Source organism: Corallococcus terminator, assembly GCF_049194865.1.
In the GTDB taxonomy this organism is placed as follows: Bacteria; Myxococcota; Myxococcia; order Myxococcales; family Myxococcaceae; genus Myxococcus; species Myxococcus terminator_A.
In genome coordinates this window covers 1-20,327 of record NZ_JBLZWL010000111.1, presented here as the reverse complement: position 1 = coordinate 20,327, position 20,327 = coordinate 1, and the positions used below count along the sequence as shown (strand labels likewise).

The 20,327-nt window shown below is 68.2% G+C and carries 14 protein-coding genes; 8 read left to right on the top strand and 6 right to left on the bottom strand.

Going from position 1 to position 20,327, the window contains the following annotated elements:
- Positions 1–142: 142 nt before the first annotated feature.
- Positions 143–763, top strand: coding sequence for a DsbA family oxidoreductase (locus tag ACN469_RS34165; RefSeq protein ID WP_498774918.1), 621 nt, complete (start codon positions 143–145; stop codon positions 761–763).
- A gap of 57 nt (positions 764–820) precedes the next feature.
- Here the strand turns inward: ACN469_RS34165 and fliB are convergent, their stop codons facing one another.
- From fliB to ACN469_RS34150, 3 genes are read right to left on the bottom strand one after another with little or no spacing between them, the layout of a single operon-like run.
- The gene (fliB, locus tag ACN469_RS34160; RefSeq protein WP_498774916.1) at positions 821–2,095 is read right to left on the bottom strand and encodes a flagellin lysine-N-methylase; all 1,275 of its coding nucleotides are present in this window, start codon (positions 2,093–2,095) and stop codon (positions 821–823) included.
- A 13-nt stretch (positions 2,096–2,108) separates the two neighbouring features.
- Positions 2,109–2,321 carry a ClpX C4-type zinc finger protein gene (locus tag ACN469_RS34155; RefSeq protein ID WP_498774914.1) on the bottom strand — a complete coding sequence of 71 codons (213 nt, stop codon included), beginning with the start codon at positions 2,319–2,321 and terminating at the stop codon, positions 2,109–2,111.
- Positions 2,322–2,354: 33 nt separating this feature from the next.
- A complete protein-coding gene (locus ACN469_RS34150) occupies positions 2,355–5,777 on the bottom strand; it encodes a TIGR02266 family protein (protein WP_498774912.1) in 3,423 nt (1,140 codons plus the stop codon).
- A 142-nt stretch (positions 5,778–5,919) separates the two neighbouring features.
- Between ACN469_RS34150 and ACN469_RS34145 the strand changes: the two genes are divergently transcribed.
- Together ACN469_RS34145 and ACN469_RS34140 are read left to right on the top strand one after the other, a co-directional pair.
- On the top strand, positions 5,920–7,068 hold the full coding sequence (locus ACN469_RS34145; protein WP_498774910.1) for a hypothetical protein: 1,149 nt from the start codon (positions 5,920–5,922) through the stop codon (positions 7,066–7,068).
- A gap of 210 nt (positions 7,069–7,278) precedes the next feature.
- The gene (locus tag ACN469_RS34140; RefSeq protein ID WP_498774908.1) at positions 7,279–7,632 is read left to right on the top strand and encodes a hypothetical protein; all 354 of its coding nucleotides are present in this window, start codon (positions 7,279–7,281) and stop codon (positions 7,630–7,632) included.
- 37 nt (positions 7,633–7,669) lie between these two features.
- Here ACN469_RS34140 and ACN469_RS34135 read toward each other — a convergent pair whose 3' ends face one another.
- Positions 7,670–8,191, bottom strand: coding sequence for an RNA polymerase sigma factor (locus tag ACN469_RS34135; RefSeq protein ID WP_498774906.1), 522 nt, complete (start codon positions 8,189–8,191; stop codon positions 7,670–7,672).
- Positions 8,192–8,544: 353 nt separating this feature from the next.
- On the opposite strand from ACN469_RS34135, the gene ACN469_RS34130 reads away from it, so the two are divergent.
- Both ACN469_RS34130 and ACN469_RS34125 read left to right on the top strand, forming a co-directional pair.
- The gene (locus ACN469_RS34130) at positions 8,545–11,955 is read left to right on the top strand and encodes a MopE-related protein (protein WP_498774904.1); all 3,411 of its coding nucleotides are present in this window, start codon (positions 8,545–8,547) and stop codon (positions 11,953–11,955) included.
- Positions 11,956–12,817: 862 nt separating this feature from the next.
- On the top strand, positions 12,818–13,417 hold the full coding sequence (locus ACN469_RS34125) for a hypothetical protein (RefSeq protein ID WP_498774902.1): 600 nt from the start codon (positions 12,818–12,820) through the stop codon (positions 13,415–13,417).
- A gap of 51 nt (positions 13,418–13,468) precedes the next feature.
- Here ACN469_RS34125 and ACN469_RS34120 read toward each other — a convergent pair whose 3' ends face one another.
- Both ACN469_RS34120 and ACN469_RS34115 read right to left on the bottom strand, forming a co-directional pair.
- Positions 13,469–14,923, bottom strand: coding sequence for a metallophosphoesterase (locus tag ACN469_RS34120; RefSeq protein WP_498774900.1), 1,455 nt, complete (start codon positions 14,921–14,923; stop codon positions 13,469–13,471).
- 232 nt (positions 14,924–15,155) lie between these two features.
- On the bottom strand, positions 15,156–16,529 hold the full coding sequence (locus tag ACN469_RS34115) for a hypothetical protein (RefSeq protein WP_498774898.1): 1,374 nt from the start codon (positions 16,527–16,529) through the stop codon (positions 15,156–15,158).
- 279 nt (positions 16,530–16,808) lie between these two features.
- On the opposite strand from ACN469_RS34115, the gene ACN469_RS34110 reads away from it, so the two are divergent.
- From ACN469_RS34110 to ACN469_RS34100, 3 genes are all read left to right on the top strand, one after another.
- Positions 16,809–17,837, top strand: coding sequence for an AAA family ATPase (locus ACN469_RS34110; protein ID WP_141641671.1), 1,029 nt, complete (start codon positions 16,809–16,811; stop codon positions 17,835–17,837).
- Between the two features lie 6 nt (positions 17,838–17,843).
- A complete protein-coding gene (locus tag ACN469_RS34105; RefSeq protein WP_498774896.1) occupies positions 17,844–18,722 on the top strand; it encodes a DUF58 domain-containing protein in 879 nt (292 codons plus the stop codon).
- A partial coding sequence (locus ACN469_RS34100; protein ID WP_498774894.1) for a BatA domain-containing protein occupies positions 18,719–20,327 on the top strand: 1,609 nt, incomplete at its 3' end. The genes ACN469_RS34105 and ACN469_RS34100, both read left to right, overlap by 4 nt.

Sequence of the window (20,327 nt, the reverse complement as noted above, 5' to 3'; positions counted from 1 at the left end):
GGGGTGGACCCAGGCGCTGGCCTCCAGGCGAGCACCCGGGTTGGGGGCATTCGGGGTGGACCGTGCCCGCTCCTCTGGACGCTGTCCACCCTGGAAGCACGGAAGCCATGACGTGACGCGCCACCCCGGTTAGTGAGAGGGCATGAGCGAGCCCGTCACTGTCCGCGTCTGGTCCGACTTCGTCTGTCCCTGGTGTTACGTCGGCCTGCAGGAAGTCAAAAAGCTGAGCCAGGAGTACGACATCCAGGTGGACTGGCGTCCGTTCTTCCTGCGTCCGGAGACACCGCCGGAGGGGCTGCCCCTGCCCGCGCACATCCGCGAGAAGATGAAGGACCCCAACAACCCGCTGAAGGTGCGCGCGGCCAAGGAGGGCCTGACGATGGTGGACCGGGACGTCATCCCGTCCACGAAGCGGGCGCACCAGGCGACCGAGTACGCGCGAACCCAGGGCAAGCTGGAGCCGTACCACGCGGCCCTGCTGCGCCGTTACTGGAGCGAGGGACAGGACCTCTGGCAGTGGGAGACGCTGCGCGGCGCGGCGGAGGAAGTGGGCCTTGAGGCGGACGCGCTCCAGCAGGCCGTGGAGGGCGGACACTTCGAGAAGGTGGTGGACGACGCGGTGAGCGAGGCGCGGGAGATGGGCGTCAGCGCGGTGCCGACGTTCGTGGTGGGGGACCGCTTCGGCATCCAGGGCGCGCAGGACATCGCCGTCTTCCGACAGGCGATGGAGCGGCTGGGCGCGAAGCCCCGCTCGGCGACCTGAGCGCGAGGGTCTGCCGCGCGTGAAGCCGAGAGTGAGGCAACCTCGGCGCGCTGCTGTTCAGAGTCCCTGGAGGAGCACGAGCAGCCGGGGCAACGAGTCCGGTCCCGCGCCGCCCGAGAGTCCCTGGGCGAGCGCGTGCAGTTCGGAAGACTGTTCGAGGTGCTTCGCGCTGAGCTGGAAGCACTCCACCGCCGCCGCGTCGAGCTGGGCGCGAGCCTCCTCCGTGGCCTGGAGGTCCTCGCGCTCGCACAGCGCCACCACCGTCGGATGGCCGAACAGCGACCAGCGCAACACCGCCGCGCGCAGCGCCAGCTTGAAGACATAGTCGAGCACCGACGGCACATCGGTGAACGGATGGCGCAGCCAGTGGTTCATCGCGTGGTGTCGGAAGTATTGCTCCACGCGCTCGCCCAACACGGGCTCCAGCCGAGCCTTGCGCTCACCATGGAGAGCCCAGACCTCGTCGGGCGACGCCTGCGGCCCACCGTACGACGCCAGCACCGCGCGAGCCCATCCCGCGAACCGCGCACTGCCGACCGCGCCCAGGCGAGCCTTCAGCACCGTGCCGCAGATGCCCGCCCACGGGCCTCCAGGCAATGACACCCCGGACACCGCCACATGCAGCGCGGCCAGCGTCTCCGGCACCTCGAACGTGGCGAGCGTCTCCGTCAGCAGCGCCTCCGCGCCCTCCTCCCGGAACACCTCGGTGCCCCGGAAGTAGAAGGACCCCAGCCGCCGCGCCAGCTCGCCCAGCATGAACAGCCGCGAGGCGAACGGAAACTCACGCCGCTCCAGGATGCTCAGCGCCACGGTGCGCACCCTCGTGGAGTGCACCATCCACGCGTCCTCGCCCCCTGGCACGCGCGCAATCTCCGGCCGAGCCACGAGGGAGGCATCCACCGGCACCTGCTCCATCGCGTCCTCCGCGAGCAGGCACAGGCGCACCACCTCCGGACAACCGAACGAGCCCGTCACCTCCAACCGCCCTGCCCTGCGCGTCGCCACGCGGGGAAACATCGCGCAAGCATCCGGCAGCGCGACCTCTCCATACTTCTTGTGCAGCGAGCACAGCTTGCGCTCGTCGAGGAAAGAGCAGTTCCCATCCTCGCCCTTGGTGACATACGCGGCCTCGGCTCCCGCGCCGCTGCCCGGGTCCGGCACCACGAGCGCCGCCACTCGCGCCGCATCGGGGCCGCCGGCCACCACGTCGCGCAGAATCCGCCAGCGCGACTCACTCACCGGGACGACGAGCCCCGCGCAGCAGGTGTCCTCGCACGCCTCCGCGAGACACTGGAAGCGCGTCAGGTACCGGGGCGCTGTGACAGACGACATGGAGCTCCCGAGGTCAGGCGTCGTCCGAGCCACCGTGGAGCGTGGTGGGTTTCCCCTGTGGCTTCGAGCCCGCGGCGAACGCCTGCCGGTCCAGCTCCGCGAACAGGCGCACCACACACGGGTCGCAGATGGTGGCGCCACCGCTGCCCTGTTGCAGTCGGCCCGCTTGCTCCTCGGAGGTGCCACAGAAGGAGCAACGCCGCCGGGGAGGAGTGTGCTGGCTCAAGATGGACGGTCCTTTCATCCCTCGGAGTGCCCGCTACTTGCGGCCCAGTGCCTTCTTCACGAAGCCCCAGAAGCCACCCGCGCGTTCCTTCAGGTCCGCGCCACGGCGCTCCTCGGCGGCCTTCACCGACTCCTTGCTCACCTGGAGCTGCTTCTGGAGCTCCTCCGGTGAGTAGCGCGTGGCCAGCGTGGCCTTCACTTCCTTGCGCGTGGAGTACTCGCGCGCCTCGACGTGCAGCACGCACTCCGAATCGAGCTTGATGGTGACGGCGACGCGCACCGAGCCCTTCGGTCCCCGAGGCAGGCCCTCGATGCGCACCGTGCCCAGGTACTCGTTGGCGGAGATGTGGTTGTCCTCGCCCTGGAAGATGGACAACTCCAGGGACTCCTCGTTGTCCTTCGTCGTGTTGAGGGCGAAGGAGCGCTGGGCGGGAAGCGGGCTGTTGCGCTCGATGACGCGCTTGAAGACGCCACCGGGCATGGCCACGCCCACCGTCATGGGCAGCACGTCGATGAGCACCACGCTGCTCACCTTGTCCACCGAGCCCGAGTAGAGCGCCGCGCCCAGGGCGACGGCCTCGTCCGCGTTGACGCTCGCCTGCGGGCCCTTGCCGAACAGCCCCTTGAGCTTTTCGCGCACCAGGGGCATGCGGCTCATGCCGCCCACGAGGATGATGTCGTCCACCTCGCTGGCCTTCAGCTTCGCGTCCAGCAGCACGTCACGCACCACGTCCACGGTGCGGCTGAGCAGCGGGTCGCAGATCTTCTCCAGCTCCTGCCGCGTCATCACGACGCGCAAGTCCCGGGGGCGCCCGTCGTTGTCCATCATCAGCATCGGGATGTGGACCTCGAAAGTGGCGCGCTCGGAGAGGGCCATCTTCGCGCGCTCGGCGGCGTCGCTGACACGCGACAGGGCGATGCCGTCGCCGTTGAAGGCCATGCCCTCCTTCTCCTGGAAGCGCTGGAGGAGGAAGTCGACGATGAGGTTGTCGAAGTCGATACCGCCCAGGAAGATGTCGCCGCCGGTGCCGAGCACCTCGAAGACGTTCTTCTCGATTTTGAGGATGGTGGCGTCGAAGGTACCGCCGCCCAAATCGTAGACGAGGACCTTCTTGTTCAGCTCGCGGTTGAGGCCGTACGCGAGCGCCGCCGAGGTGGGCTCGTTGAGGATGCGCTCCACCTTGAGGCCCGCGAGGATGCCGGACTTGCGGACGGCTTCACGCTGCGGCTCGGAGTAGTACGCGGGCACCGTCACCACCGCGCGCTCCACCTTCTGGTTGAGGTGGGCCTCCGCCATCTCCTTGCACTCGCGGAGGATGATGGCCTGCACCTCCTCCAGCGAGAGCACGCTGTCCGCCAGTCGCACGGCGGCGCGGCCGGCTGCGTCGGGGACGATTTCGTAGTGGAAGCGCTCGCGGACCTGGTTCACCACGGCGCTGTCGTAGGGACGACCCACCAGTCGCTTCGCGCCGTAGATGGTGTGCTGCGGGCGCAACACGAGCTGGTTCTTCGCGCGGTGGCTGACGAGCAGCTTGTTCTGCGCGTTGAGCGAGATGACCGACGGAATCGTGTTGTAGCCCTCGCGGGAGCGAAGGACCGTGGGACGCCCGTTGGACAGCAGCGCCACGCACGAGTTGGTGGTGCCCAGGTCGATGCCGATGACGGGACCGGTGCCCGCGATTTGCGAAGGCGGCGGAAGGAAGACCGTCTTCGGCAGACCCCGCTCATCGAGCGGCGGCGCGGCGAGCGGAGTCGCGGGCTTCGCGGCGGTCGGGGAGAGCAGCGTGGGAGTCCCCACCGGCTCGGGAGCCTTAGGGGCCTCGCGACGCACGTTGGGAAGCGCCTGCGCCGTGGGAGGCGGCGCCACGGGAGCCGGCGGAGGAGGCTGGAACGCGGGCGGCGCGGGCGGCGGCTGGAACGCGGCGGGCGGCGGTGGCGGCCGGGCAGCGGGAGGCGGCGGCGCGGGCACCCGAGGCGCCGCGACTCCGGGAGAGGGACTCGCGTCCATCTCCGACAGGTCCAGGTCGAACTCGAAGCTGCCACCAGCGGGGCGAGTCGCTGACGGAGGCGGAGGAGGCGCGGTCCGCGTCGGAGGAGGCGCCGCGGGAGGCAGCTCCTCCACGGCCTCGCTGAAGTCGAGTTCGAACTCGAGGCTTCCACCGCTCGGCCTGGAAGCGGCGGGCGGAGGCGGCGGGGCGGCCGGACGCGGAGGCGGCGCGGGAGGTGCCTCCTCCACGGCCTCGCTGAAATCCAGGTCGAACTCGAAGGCTCCCCCGGTCGGCCTGGCGGCGGCAGGGGCCGGCGGGGCGGAGGGGCGCGCGGGCGCGGTGACGGGACGCACGGGCGGCGCGGGAGGTGCCTCCTCCACGGCCTCACTGAAGTCCAGGTCGAACTCGAAGGCTCCCCCGCTCGGCTTGGCGGCGGGGGGCGGCGGCGGCGCGGCGGGGCGCGCGGGTGCGGTGACGGGACGCACGGGCGGCGCGGGAGGGGACTCCTCCATCGCCTCGCTGAGGTCCAGGTCGAACTCCAGCGGTCCGCTGGCGCGCGACGGCGCCGCGCGAGGAGCGGGCGGAGGCGCCAGTGCCTCCTCGGACATATCCATGTCGAACTCGAGCGGCCCGCTGGAGCCCGAGGACGAGTCCTCTTCCACCGTGATGCCGACCTCGATGGGCGGTGCTTCATCGAGGCTCACCGGCTCATCGAGCACCTCGCCCAGCGCCAGGGGCGCGTCAGCGAGTCCGGTCTCCAGGTCGAAGTCGAACTCGGGCAGCGGCTCGTCACCGGCGAGTGAGACGGGCGGCGGCGTGCTCGCGATGAGCTCGTCGAGCGGGATGTCCACGTCGCTCTCCGCCGAGGCGGGGGGCGGCGAGAAGTCGAAGGGCTCATCCGCCAGGGACGGCGGCGAGAAGTCGAAGGGCTCGTCGAGCGTGGGAGTGGGCGGCGCCTCGATGTCGTCGAAGAGCGAGTCGAGCGCCACGCCTTCCACCGGACGCGGCGCGGGCTTCGCGGCGGGCGGGGCCAGGGGCCGGACGGCGGGCGCCAGGGGGGCGATTGCGGGAGCCAGCGGGGCGACAGCGGGAGCAATGGCGGGCAGCGGCGAGACGACGGCGGCGGGAGCCTCCGGCTTGCGCTGGAGGAGCATCATGTCGACGAGGGCGCGACTGGCCGGGTCCAGCTCATGGAACTGGAGGCCCATGCCGGGAGGGCCCGAGGGGTCTCCCACTTCGCGGACCCAGCGGACATCGGCGGTGCCGTGCAGCACGCGCACGCCGCCGGCGATCTGCACCTCGAATTTGACGGGTGTCCCCACCGGCTGCGGGGTGCGCGAACGGATGAACATCCCGCCCGGGCTCAGGTTGGTGGCGAACTCCTCCGCGAAGCTCCCCACGCTCTCATGCTTGAGCTTCACCAACAGACCGACTGCCTTCCGGTCCGTGGTGCGCCTGCCTTGATCCATAACGCACCACCATCGCGGGACACAGCGCGCGGCTCAAGAGGGTTTTGGGCCCTTGGTCGGTCGACCGGCGAATGGCGGATGGCAGGTGGGCCAACGGCCTACCTGCACCTTCCTGTATCTTCTGGAGCCTCCGAGGAGCCTCATGAGCACCCTGCCTCTCACCGCCTCCGAGGCGCCGCGTCCTGACTGGCTGGTCGACCGCCGCCATGACTTGATTTCCACGGTGGGCGGCGCCTGCGCGAGCCTCGTCCTTGTCGGACTTCACGTCTGGGGAGGAGTGAGCAGCCTGGCGTTGTGGTGGGCGTGGGTGTTGGTGCTGGATGGGCCGCACCTGTTCGCGACGGTGTCGCGCACGTACCTGGACGCGAGGGAGTGGAAGACGCGGCGAGGGCTCCTGTTGGGGAGCCTGGGGTGGTTCGCGTTGGGGCCGCTGTGCTTCGCGGTGTCGACGGTGCTGGGCAGCAAGCTGCCCTTCGTGTTGTTCCTCACGTTCGCCGCGCTGTGGGCGTACTGGCACGTGGTGCGGCAGCACTACGGGCTGATGGCGCTGTACCAGCGCAAGGGTGGCGAGTCGTCACCCGTGGACCGGAGGCTCGACAGCGTGACGTTGTACGTGGGGTTGCTCGCGCCCTTCGTGGCGTTCGCGGTGACGCATCCGGGGGCTCGCAAGCAGCTGGGCCTGACGGGGACACCCACGTGGGAGCCGGCCGTCGCGGCGGCGTGCTTCACGCTGGTGCTCGCGGTGGTGGTCCTGAGCGCGGGGCGGCAGGTGTGGCGGTGGAGGACGGGCCAGCGGGTGAACGGGCCGAAGCTGTTGATGATGGGCGCGGCGGTGGAACTGTCGACGGTGGTGTTCTGGCCGTCGGTGTCCGCGCGGATGGACTTCATCATGTTCGCCGTGGCGGTGACGGCGTTCCACAACGTGCAGTACCACGGCGTCGTCTGGTTCTATCACCGCAATCGCTATCACTCGCCGGGAGTGGATGCGGCGTCGTTCGGCTGGGCGCCGAAGGTGAGCCAGCGCTTCCTCATCTACGCGGCGTGCGGCGTGGTCTTCACGCTCGTGTACCGAGGCGTGGGCTGTGGCTTCGGCGCGCATCCGGGCTGTGGTGGGTTCGACGCGAAGCTCGCGCTGGGAGCGGGCCTGACGCTGAAAGACTTCATGGCGGGCGTCATCTGGGGCTTCGCCTTGCACCACTACTATCTGGACCAGAAAATCTGGCGGGTGAGTCGGGACAAGGGACTGCATCAGGACTTGAAGCTGGAAGTGACGACAGGCGCGCCAGGCTGATGCGGTGCCAACCCAGGCCGTGAGCGGCTCCTGACGCGCCCCGCACTTGCTGCCCGCAGCCTTGGCGTTCCACCTTCAATGACTGTCTTTCCAATACTTCACGCCAGCCCATCCTGAAGTGCAAACGGATTGCAATCGCATCTCGCATGCCTAGCTTCCGGGCTCCCCGGGCGCGGTGACGCGCCACTTTCCACCTCCGAGGAGGCCCCCATGCTTCGACGTACCCCGCTGCCCATCCTGGCGATGCTCTCACTCTTCACCTGCCTCTATTCCAACGAGAGCTTCGCGCAGAACGCTCGGACCGGGACGGCGAACGACGGTAACTACATCACCGTCCCTTCCGGCACGGTGAACGACTGGGTCATCCACGTGTCCCCGCAGAGCATGGGGTTCGAGGAGCCCGGCTCCGAGGCCGACAACGCACTCCTCAAGATTGAGTGCTACGTGGTGCAGATCAACCAGTACACATGGCAGGTGGTCGCCCGGTACAAGTATCGCCCGTGGGGCAACCGGGACGGCTACTGGAACAGCGGCTCGGCGAATTTCCTCCTCGTCCACAAATAACCCCGGACCTCGCCAGCGGCACGGGGCGCCCCATCCCTCAACAGCGGGCCTGGGCGGACAACCGCTGGAGCATGCGCACCACTGTCTTGCGGGACACGCCGAGCACCACCGCGACCTCTCCCTGGGTGTGTCCTTCGACGAAGTGCAACTGGGCTGCGGTCAGCACCTGGGCTGGAGTGGAGCGGACCACCCAGCGCAGATCCCTGGCCGCTTCGACGCCCTGGAGGCTCTCGCCCCCATCATCGGAGCGCGCCTCACCCTCCAGGCGAGCGTGCCGGACCTGACGGCGCGCTCGCGCCCGGTACCGGTCCAACGCCTTGTGCGTCACCATCTGGTACAGCAACGTGAAGACCGACGCCTCCCCCCTGTGCAACCCCGGGCTCGCCAACATGGCCAGGAAGACGTCCTGGAGCACGTCTTCGGACTCGTCCTGTCCTCCGAGCAACGCTCTCGCCCGCTGACGCAGGGCCCGCCCATGTCGAAGATAGAGTTCGCTCAACTCCAGACATGGGGAAGGTACCCCTGCTGGGGTCTGCCGCCGTGCTGGCCGAAAGGACATGGCTGACACCCGGATCGCCGGCACACGGTTCGGAAACAGGAAGCTTCGCGACCGCATCGCGACCGGAGTCCACCCTCCTCCCGTCAGGCGATGAAGAGCGCTCTTCATAATCCAGGCTGTAAGACATTGGCAAGACAGCCCCTGGAGAATGACGGGCACGGTGTCCCAGGAAATCCTGCTCGGACGACAAAGCCTTCGCCTCTCGCTCCCTCCGGCTCGCGGCCACGGCCGGGGTATCTCAGACACCCCGAAGGCCATGCCTGACTTACGCCGCATCCGGCCGGGAGCCTGTCTGTAAAAACATCCATGACCCGAGGGAGGCCGGGTCGGGGTTGGCCCTCAGGAGCCGCGCCTTGAAAAGTCCATGTCCCGAAGCGTCACGAGCCCGCAGGCTGTTCGCGGTCCTCGTCATCCTGGCCTCCGTGAGCTGCGGGGATGAGCGGGAGCTTGTCCCTGACATCTCCGAGGAAGCCCTTTCCACGAAGCAGCAGAAGCTCTCCTCCGTGCGAGTGCCGCGCAAGGTGGCAGCGGGCGCTTTTCACTCCCTCTTCCTGGAGAAGGACGGGGCAGTCTGGGCCTGGGGACAGAACAACTCCGGCCAACTGGGCACGGGCGGCACCACGTCTCTGCCTCAACCCACCAGGGTGTATGGACTTCCCGCCATCAAGACCATCGCCGCCGGCGCATACCATTCCCTGGCACTCGGCGTGGATGGACGTGTCTGGGCATGGGGTCAGAATGCCTCGGGTCAGGCAGGTCTCGGGAGCACGGGCGGTGCGGTGTTGTCTCCCACCCAGGTGCCCGGGCTGTCCAACATCCAGGCCATCGCGGCCAACGGCAGCTTCTCCCTGGCCTTGTCACTGGATGGACAGCTGTTCGCCTGGGGGCAGAACACCTCGGGACAGCTGGGCACTGGAGCCACCGGCGCATCGGTGTCCTCCCCTGTTCAGGTGACGCGACTGCCAACCATCCGCGCTATCGCGGCAGGCGTGAATCACACCCTCGCGCTGGATGCGGACGGACAGGTCTGGGCCTGGGGCTTCAACAACGCTGGACAGGTGGGCACGGGAAGCACGTCTCCCTCGATGGTGCTGACACCCACTCGGGTGACGGGAGTGCCGCGCGCCAAGGCGATTGCCGCGGGAGCCGGCCACTCGCTCCTCATCGATGAGCAGTTCGGCAACGTATGGGCCTGGGGACAGAACACCTTCGGGCAGACGGGGACTGGCAGTGCCACCTCTACGTCCGTGCTGTCGCCCTCGCCGGTGGGAGGCGTGTTCGCCGCCACGGCCATCGCGGCTGGACACAACATGTCCATCATCATCATGGGCAACGGACTGGTGAAGACCTGGGGCCACAATGCGTCGGGTCAGCTCGGCAATGGAACCACGGTGAACAGCGCCTCGCCGGTGGACGTGACAGGGCTCGCGGATGCCAGGTCGATCGCGGCCGGCGCGCAACACGCGGTGGCGGTGCGGCCGGGGTGCCCCGTTTGGGCCTGGGGCAACAACACTCAGGGGCAGCTCGGCACCAGCGCCAGCACGTCCACTACGCCGACGACGGCACCCCTGTCCACGCTGCTTACCAACACGTTCTACTTCGACGGGGACCTGGACGGCTTCGGAGACGAGTTCATCTACGAGTCCGCCTGCGAGCCCTCCCCTGGATTCGTGGAGGAGCTCGACTGCGACGACTACATGCCCACCACGTATCCGGGCGCACCGGAGCAGTGCAACGGAGTGGATGACAGTTGTGACGGGCAAGCGGACGACGGAAACCCGAGCGGCGGTGAGAGCTGCGCCACGGGGCGGCTCGGCGTGTGCGCGGCGGGCACGACGGCTTGCACCGAAGGGAGCGTGGTCTGTGCGCAGAACCGGACCGCGTCCCCCGAGGCGTGCGACAGCCTGGACAACGACTGTGACGGCGAGTCGGACGAGGAGAACCCTGGCGGACTGGTGGCGTGTGCCACGGGCGCCCAGGGCATCTGTGGAGAGGGCGTAACGTACTGCACCCATGGCGCCATCGAGTGCGTGCAGAAGCAAGGTGCCTCCACGGAGACGTGCGATGGCCTGGACAACGACTGCGATGGCCAGTCAGACGAGGACCTCACCTTCCAGGCGTGGTACCGGGACCAGGACGGCGACAACTACGGCGTGGCGTCCCAGTCGACGCAGGCGTGTGCCCGGCCCACAGGGCATGCACTGAACGCGGGTGACTGCGACGACGCACAGCCAAACATCCATCCTGGCTCCACGGAGGTGTGCGACGCCGTGGACAACAACTGCGATGGGCAAGCGGACGAGGGACTGGCCACACACACCTGGTACCGCGACCAGGATGGAGACGGCTTCGGTGCCGTCGGACAGGCCATCCAGAACTGCCGTCAACCCCAGGGCTATGTGGCGAACTCCAGCGATTGCAATGATGGCAACACGGCCATCAAACCCGGCAGCAACGAGGTCTGCGACGGTGTGGACAACGACTGCGACGCCCAGGTCGACGAAGGCACGCTTGGCACGTGGTACCGCGACCAGGATGGGGACGGGTATGGCAACGCGGCGCAGTCGACCCAGGCTTGTGCACAACCCGCTGGCTATGCGCAGAGCGCCGGGGACTGTAACGACGGCAACGCGAACATCCGGCCAGGTGCGACTGAGACCTGCGACTCCGTCGACAACAACTGCAACGGCGTCGCCGACGAGGGGCTCACCACCCAGACGTGGTACCGCGATGTCGATGGCGACGGATATGGTACAGCCTCCACGACCGCGCAGAGCTGCAACCAGCCCTCGGGCTACGTGTCGAATGCCAGTGACTGCAACGACGCCAGTTCCAGCGTCCGTCCCGGAGCCTCGGAGGTCTGCGACTCGGTGGACAACAACTGCAACGGCATCACGGACGAGGATGTGAAGTCGACGTTCTACTGGGACGCGGACGGGGACGGGTACGGCAACGTGAGCCAGCCCACCTACGCATGTGCCCAACCCGGTGGATACGTGTCGAACGGCAACGACTGCAACGACGGCAGCGCGAGCATTCGCCCCGGAGCCACGGAGGTCTGCGACTCCGTCGACAACAACTGCAATGGCTCCGCCGACGAGGGGCTTGCCACCCAGACGTGGTACCGCGACACTGACGGCGACGGATACGGGGCGACCTCCATCACCGCGCAGAAATGCAGCCAGCCTGCGGGCTACGTATCGAACGCGAGCGACTGCAACGACACCAGCGCCAGCATCAGGCCCGGTGCGACGGAGACGTGTGACGCCCTGGACAACAACTGTGACGGCTCCACGGACGAAGGAGTGAAGTCGACATTCTACCGGGACGCGGACGGAGATGGGTACGGCAACGCGGGCGTACCGACCCAGGCCTGCTCACAGCCGGCTGGCTACGTGACCAACACTACCGACTGTAACGATACCAACGCCGGCGTGCGACCCGGGGCCTCGGAGGTCTGCGACGGAGCCGACAACAACTGCAACGGCTCCGCCGACGAGGGGCTTACCCTCCAGATGTGGTACCGCGATGCGGATGAGGACGGATTTGGAGACTATTACGCTCCATACCCATCCTGCGGCCAGCCGGCAGGCTATGTTACAAACAGCAACGACTGCAATGATTTGGACGGCTCCATCTGCCCTGGCGTACTTGAAGCCTGCCACGACCGCGCCGACAACAACTGTAATGGTTTGACTGACGAAGGGTGCAGCTATTGTCCCCCACTCACCGAGTGCATACCCGAAAACCCTCGTGACTATTGATTTCGAAGAATCTTCTCATCAACAGTCCTGAGCCGAGCAAACGCATCGGTACGTTTGCGATTCACTGACGGAACAAAGGGGCCGGCCTCTCCGCCGGCCCCTTCGGCCCACTCAGCGACTACATTCAGGCGCAGTCAAACCTGCGCCCCTGGATCGGCTCGCAGGTACACACACCGGGCTCGGTGCTGCTGAAACAACACGCCACCTGCGTCCCCAGCGTGCCGCAAGCCCTGTTCTGATAAGACGAGCACCGAGGCCGGGAGTCGGGGCAGGTCGGGGTCGGCGGACAGGCATAGAACGTCCCGTCGCATGTCACTCCCACATTGTTCGTCGCGGAGCAGGAAATCGTCGAGGCCGGACAGCTGACCGTGCCCGTGGGACACGTGGCCGCACACTCCGTGAGCTCCTCGGAAGACACCTCGAGTTCCTCACCGGCGACTTCACCCACCGCGCCACCACAGCCGACCCACGACAGACCGACGAACACAGCCAACATCACCAGGACACGACGCATCAGTGAACCTCCAGACCGGGGTTGAGCGCGCCCCTTCGGCCCGGGCTGTGGTTCGTGGAGAGTCGCCGTGGGAGGTGCGTCGCCATCATTCCCTGACAGGGTGCGGGATCGCCAGCACGACCTCTCCTCGTTCCTGGATGTCCTCATCCGAATCGAGGCCCCCCTTCGACATGTACGACCTTCGCCCAGGCGCAACCCACGAAGCGCAGGAAGGCGAGGCCCGACTTCGACTATCCTGACCCGACGCCTGAATAGCGCTTCGACACCTCGACAGACCTCCGCCGTATCCGCACAGCAAGCGCTCCACGAGCCCGGACTCCTCCGGGCTCTCTCATCGAGGAGATGCACATGACGCGCCTGGGTGTGTTCGCGACCTGTTTATCCATGTTGGCGCTGGGATGCGGTGAAGCCCCCGAGGAGGCGTCCACCGACCCGCTTCCCGGCGAAGAAGGCAGCAACTGGGTCATCCAGACGAGCATCCTCGCGCGCCAGGATGGAACGTTCGAGGTGCGCGAGCGGCACGTCACGCGCCAGGAGCAACAGGCCCAGGCGGATGCTCGGACAGCCCACATCCAGCGGCTCGCGGAGAATGGCGGCCGGAACGTGGAGCAGGCCCTGGACGCGCTCCAGCAGGTCGACTGCTCGAATGGCAATGCCTTGTGGCTCTACAGCGCCGCCAATCGCACCGGCAATCAGCTCTGCCTCATCAAGCCCGTGGCCTATGACATGGCCTGGCTGGACCTGGGGCTCGTCTACTACCCCGTGCTGAGCAACTGGGGCGGACGCGTGCGGAGCCTCTGGTCCGGAGAGGACCCGGGCTCGCTGCAGTACTGCACCGCCACCTCCTGCTCCTCGCTCATCTACGTCAGCTTCAACGCCTACCAGGCCATCAACAGCTTCTCGAGCTCACAGTGGGTCGTGAACTGGGCCTACCTGTACGACCCCTGATTCACGCGTCGGAAGAAGGGGCCGACCTGCTCCGCCGGCCCCTTCACTTCATCAGCGCACCCAGTTCACGTTGGTGATGGTGAACTTCGTTCCATCCTGCTTCTCCACGTTGGTGTACGGCAGGTACACCCGCGAGGAGAACGTGTTCGCCGCGGTATCAATCTCGATGAGCCGCGTCGGGTTCGACGACGCGTCATGGTACGTGGTCAGCATCTGGTAGATTTTGTTCCCCTGCGTGCCCGTCACCTCACTGTACGCAGCCGAGCCCACGTGCCCCGAGAAGATGAACCGCACGTTGGCGTACGGCTTGAGCGCCGTGTTGAACACGTACTGCGGGCTGTTGTTTCCATACCCGCCATTGCCCTGCTCGATGCCGCCGCCACTCGTCTGGTGTGAGTGCGTCAGCACGATGACGTTGTGACGCGGGTGCTGCTCCACGACGCTCTTCACCCAGTTGACCGCGTTCGTGCGCGCCCAGAGCTCCACGTTGATGACCAGCCAGTTCAGCCCGCCCGCCGTGAAGGTGTGATAGGCATTATCGCACTTCCCCGCCTCGAACACGCCGCCCAGGGCCCGGAACCGCGTCGTCGGGAAGTACGTGTTGAACGTGGTGGTGTTGCGCAGGTTCGCATTCACGTTGCCAGGGCACGCGCTGCCACCAGGGCACGTCGCCGCGGTGTCATGGTTGCCAATGGCGATGGCATAGGGAATCTGCGCGGCGTCCAGCTTCTGGAACGCATTGCTCGCGCGGACGTACTGGATGTGGTCCGCCGTGTCCCAGTTCGCCATGTCGCCCGTGTGGCCCACGAAGCGGATGTCGAGCGCGTCCTTGTTGTCCGCCAGCCACTGCATCCGGTGGTCAATCAGCGTGGACTGCGAGACGAGCTCGTTCTGCGTGTCGGGGATGATGACCAGGGTGAACTTCGTGTCCACGGGCTGCGCCGTCGTGGGCGCCACATGGAACTTGATGCCCTCGTCCACCCACCCCGCCGCGCTCAGCGCCGCTCGCTCCGCCGCCGTCGTCGCGAAGCGGTGCTTGCGGAGCGTGTCGTTCGCATAGCGGTAGACGGGCACCAGGCACGGCTCCGCCGTCGTCGACGCGAAGAAGCCCGTCCCCTCGTCCGTGGTGAACCCGCCCTGCGTCGCGAGCTGCTGCTTCTCCGCCGCGTCGATGGTCCAGAAGTGCTCGTTGCGGCTCGGGCTGTACAGCCGATACACCGGGGACAGCCCCGTGCCCGTGATGCCGGAGGCTCGGAAGGCCACGCCCCGGTCATCGGTGTAGCCGTAGTTCGTCGCGGCGTTGGCCGCCTCGTTCGCGTTGGGCGTGTAGAGGCTGTCGCCGTTGCTGGCGCGAATCCGGTGATACACGGGCGCGCTCAGGGCAGCGCAGTCCAGCCCAGCCTTGCTGGACGCGGTCTCGGAGACCTCGTCTGGCGACGTACCGCCGCCACAGGCTGAAAGCACGCCCAACAGCGACAGGGATGCAACGACTCTCAAGGGACTCATGGTGTCTCTTTCCAGGGTGGGATGAAAACAGGGCTCATCGGCTTCGCTTCGGCTTTTACAGCGAAATACCGAATTCCAGCCTGAGCTATCACTCAAGCCCCATTCCGGGAACGCCATGTGTCCGACTGCGAGCAACAAACAACACCTGCACACCGTCACGACGGAGCAGCGAGCAATGTCTCTCGAATTTTACACAAACATTTGAGCAACCCAGCGAACGCCGGGGCCCTGCTCACTCCGGAGTCACCACCCGCAGGAACGCATCCTGGTTCCACGTGTCCCCAGCGCCATCGCGCTGCCAGCCCGCGACAGCCAGCCCGCGACCAGGCACCACCGCCAGCCCCGTCACCGCGAGCGAGCACTGCCCGCTCACGCAGCCCTCCACCGGCAGCTTCCGCTCGCCCTGCGGCGTCCCATCCGCCGCGTAGCGCGTGAGCGCGTCACCGCACGCCACCGTCACGGCGCCCGTGGCATCCACCGCCGCCGCGACGCCCTCCTGTGCCTGCTCGCCGCACTCCGGCTGCTTCAGCCAGCGCACCTCGCCCTCCGCGCCCACTCCGAGCACGAACGGCCCTTGCGTCCCCAGCGACGTGCCGCCCCACACGAGCAGGCCCGCGAAGTCACCCGCCACCGTCACCGTGCCGTCCGGCCCCACCGCCACCGACGACACCCTCCCCTTCGCGCCCGGCAGCTCGCGCCCCCACACCAGCTTCCCCGCCTCGTCGAACGCGAGCACCACGAAGCCGCGCCGGCCCTTCGCTCCAAACGACTCGCCATCCACCTCCAGCGTGTCGGAGAGCTGCCCCGCGAGCACCGTCCGCCCCGACGGCGCCAGCGCCACCGCATGCAGCGCCGTGCCCTCGCCCGTCCCGGTGAAGCGCCGCGTCCAGCGCACCGAGCCGTCCTCCGCGTAGCGCGTCAGCACCGGGTCCTGCACCTCGCCCTCCCACTCCTCCCCCGCCACCACCACACCGCCCGAGGGGTCCGCCACCACCGCGTGCGCCTTCTGCCCCACGCGCTGCTGCCACGTCGCGCGACCGTCCGCGTTGAAGCGCACCACGAAGCCATCCTGCGTCGCCCCCAACCCGAAGTTCGCCGGGTAGAGGAACGCATTGCCCGTGAGGAACACCGCGCCCTCCGAGCCCGTCGACGCCGCCACGCGCAGGTCCGACAGCCGCTCCCGGGGGAAGTCCTGCACCCAGTGCGACGTCCCCTCCGGCGAGTACCGCGCCAGCTCCACCCCCAGCAGCTCCCCTTCCACCGGCTCGCGGTCCCCGTCCTGCCGGGGTGTCTGGGACACCACCATCACCACGTCCCCTCCACGGCCCACGGCGACACCGGAGGGCGTGTCATCCTGAGGACCCCCCACCCGGGTCTCCCAGAGGGTGCCCGGGGGCAGCGTCCCCTCGGAGGGGGAGGTCGACTCCGAGGGAGGCGCTCCCGGCCCGGAGGGCGACACGCCACCTGGGCTCGGTGGGGCGGTCTCCTCGGAGGGCGCGGAGGCATCCTGCTCCGAGCCACACGCCAGCCCGGCCCCCCAGAGGAGGGCCACGGGCCCCATCACCCGCCAGCCGTGGAACCAACGTCCCGCTCGCTCAGACCGCATGCGCGCACCCCGGAAGGCAGCCGCCGTCCGTCGGAGGCCGGTTCTCCGGAGACGGTAAGCAGCGTGTCCGCGAAGCGGCATTCCCCCTGCCCTCCGGGGGGCTGGCCCTGCTCGGGGGGCGTGCAGGCGCGAGGGGCCCCGGGCTCCTTCGGGGCCTGTCCCAGAGTGTATGACAGCGGAATAGCCCCCCGCTCCAACGGTTGCCACCTCACGACTCGGCTGCTCGGAAGGAGGAAACCGTTGGTCCGGGCGCCGCCCGCGAATTAAGAGACTCCTTCCATGGAAAGCGCCGCCCCCGCCCCACGTCCCGTGCCCGACCCCTCGAGCGACGACCTCCGCGCAGTCGAGGAGCTCGCCGAGGCTCGCAACGCCATCGTCGGCCAGATTGAGAAGCGCGTCGTCGGCCAGCGGGAAGTCGTCGAGCACCTGCTCATCTCGCTCTTCAGCCGAGGCCACTGCCTCTTCGTCGGTGTGCCAGGCTTGGCCAAGACGCTGCTCATCTCCACCCTGGCGGACGTCCTCAACCTCTCCTTCAACCGCATCCAGTTCACTCCGGACCTGATGCCGTCGGACATCACCGGCACGGACATCCTGGAGGAGGACCGCACCACCGGCCGGCGCAACTTCCGCTTCGTGCAGGGGCCGCTGTTCGCCAACATCATCCTCGCGGATGAAGTGAACCGCACGCCGCCCAAGACGCAGGCCGCGCTGCTCCAGGCCATGCAGGAGTACCGCATCACCGCGGGCGGCCGGACCTATCCGCTGGACCTGCCCTTCCTCGTGTTCGCCACCCAGAACCCGATTGAGCAGGAAGGCACGTACCCGCTTCCCGAGGCGCAGCTGGACCGCTTCATGTTCCTGGTCGACGTGGGCTACCCCACCGCCGAGGAAGAGGTGCAGATCGTCAAGAGCACCACGGGCGGCGAGCAGCCGAAGCTGGAGAAGATTCTCTCGCCCGAGCGCATCCTCGCGCTTCAGGAGCTGGTGCGACGCGTGCCGGTGCCGGACCACGTGGTGCGCTTCGCGGTGGAGCTGGTGCGCAACACCCGTCCCAAGGAGCCCGGCGTGCCGGACTTCGTGGCGAAGAACGTGTCCTGGGGCGCGGGGCCTCGCGCGAGCCAGTACCTGGTGCTCGCGGCGAAGGCGCGCGCGATTCTCCACGGCCGCTTCGTGGCCACGGTGGAGGACGTGCGGGCGCTGTCGCGGCCGGTGCTGCGCCACCGCGTGCTGCCCAACTTCACCGCGGAGAGCGAGGGCATCACCTCCGTGAAGCTCATCGACCAGCTCCTCACGGTGGTGAAGGGCTAGCGCCGCGTGCTGCTCGATGCCCAGACGCTGGCCCGCCTCAAGGGCGTGAAGCTGCGTGCCCGCGCGGTGATGGAGGGAGTGCTGTCCGGCCTCCACAAGAGCCCCCACCAGGGGCAGAGCGTGGAGTTCGCCGAGCACAAGGAATACGCCCCTGGCGACGAGCTGCGCCACCTGGACTGGAAGGCCTACGGCAAGTTCGACAAGTATTACGTGAAGCGCTACGAGCACGAGACGAACCTGCGCTCGGTCATGGTCGTGGATGCGTCCGCCTCCATGGGCTACGGCAGCGGCGCGCTGAACAAGCTGGAGGTCGCCACCACGCTCGCGGGTGCGCTGTGCTACCTGCTGGTGCGTCAGCAGGACGCCGCGGGGTTGGCGCTGCTCACCGGCGGCAAGTGGAAGGACGTGCCTCCACGCGCGTCGGCGGGCCACCTCAACGTGCTGCTGGAGACGCTGGACGCCACGTCCCCGGGCGGAGGCACGGACCTGGGCAGCGCGGCGGACCACCTGGCGGAGGTGCTGCCCCGGCGCTCCACCGTCATCGTCCTGTCGGACCTGCTCGACGAGAAGCAGGACGCGCTCAAGCGGGTGCTGGCGCTGCGGCAGAGGAAGAACGACGTGTCGCTGTTCCACGTCGTGGACCCGGCGGAGCTGACGTTCCCCTTCGATGACCCCACGCTCTTCCTGGACATGGAGGGCGAGGGCCGCATCGAGGTGAATCCGCGCGAAATCAAGGAGAGCTACCTGGAGGAGTTCCACGCCTTCCTGGCCAGCGTGAAGGCCTCGTGCGCGGAAGCGGACGTGGACTACGAGCTGGTGCGCACCGACGAGAAGCTGGATGACGTGCTGCTGCGCTACCTGGCGCGGCGCGGGAGGCGCGGGTGACGTTCGGCAATCCGTGGATGCTCCTGGGCGCGCTGGGCGCGTTCATCCCCCTGCTGGTGCACCTGTTCGACCGCCGTCGGCCACGTCCCCATCCGTTCGGTCCGCTCGCCTTCGTGCTGCGCAGCCAGAAGCGCACCGCCAGCCGCCTCAAGCTCAAGCGCCTGCTGCTGTACGCGCTGCGCACGCTCATCCTGCTGGCCATTCCGATTGCACTCGCCCGGCCGGAGCTGAGCCGCGACGCGCAGGCCGCGCAGATTGTGAAGGGCCCGGCCGCCACGGCCATCATCCTGGACGCGTCGCTGTCCATGCGCTGGACGGACGGCACGTCCCTCTTCGAGCGAGGCCGGGACGAGGCGCGCGACGCGCTCAAGGACCTGCTGCCCGAGGAGCCCGCCACGGTGCTGGTGTGCACCAGCACGCCCACCGCGCCTCCGCCGCCGGGGTTCGACCGGGCGCGGCTGCGGGGTCTGGTGGATGAAGCGAAGCCGACCTATGGGGCGGCGGACCTGTCGCGGTGCATGGAGATGGCGTCGCGCTCGCTGGAGGAGAACCCCATGGCCGCCAAGCGGCTGGTGGTGGTCTCCGACATGGCTGCCTCGGCATTCCGGTTGGAGGCGCCGCCGCCCACGGTGAAGGGCCCCACGGGTGCGCCGGTGAAGCCCGAGGTCGTGCTGCGCGACGTGGCCGAGGGACGCGAGGTGCTCAACAACCACGCGATTGTGGACCTGAAGGTGGAGCCCGCGCTCCAGGCCGGGCCGCGCTCGTTCCAGTTCACCTTCACGGTGCGCAACTTCGGGACGGAGGCGGCCAAGGATTTGGAGGCCACGGTGCGCACGGGCGAGACGACGCTGGCCAAGGGCTTCGTCGACGTGCCCGCCGGTGGCACCACGCAGAAGGCGCTGACGGTGCGCTTCCCGCAGGGTGGCACGGTGGTGGGTCAGGTGACGCTGGCGTCGGACTCGCTGGTGGAGGATGACCGACGGGCCTTCGTGCTGCCGGTGCCCAAGGCGTTGAAGGCGCTGGTGGTGAATGGCGCGCCCCATGCGACGCGCTACCGTGACGAGGCGTTCTTCGTGGACGCCGCGCTGACGGCGCCGGGCTCACCGGTGGAGGTCGCGGTGCGGGACTCGGAGGTCGGGCTGCGCGAGGACTTCGCCGCTTACGATTTGGTGCTGCTGTTGAACGTGCCGGCGCCCAACCCGGAGGAGGCGGCGCGACTGGCGGCCTTCGTGGAGAACGGCGGCGGCCTGTTCCTGAGCATGGGCGACCGGGTGAACACGGAGGACTACAACCAGCGGTTGGGGGCGGTGCTGCCCAGGCCGCTGCGCGTGGTGCGCACCAGCGCGGAGCGCGAGACGGACCCGGAAGCGGAGACGAAGGCGGCGCGGCTGGCGCAGGTGAAGCAGGAGCACGTGCTCTTCTCGCCCTTCACGGGGAGGGCGGAGGAGGGCCTCATCGGCGCGCGCTTCTACCGGTACATGCTGCTGGAGGCGGACAACCCGGCGTCGCCCGGTGCGAGCCAGGTGCTGGCCACGTACGAGGACGGAGCGCCCGCGGTGGCGGTGATGCGCAAGGGCAAGGGCCGCGTGGCCATGTTCACCAAGA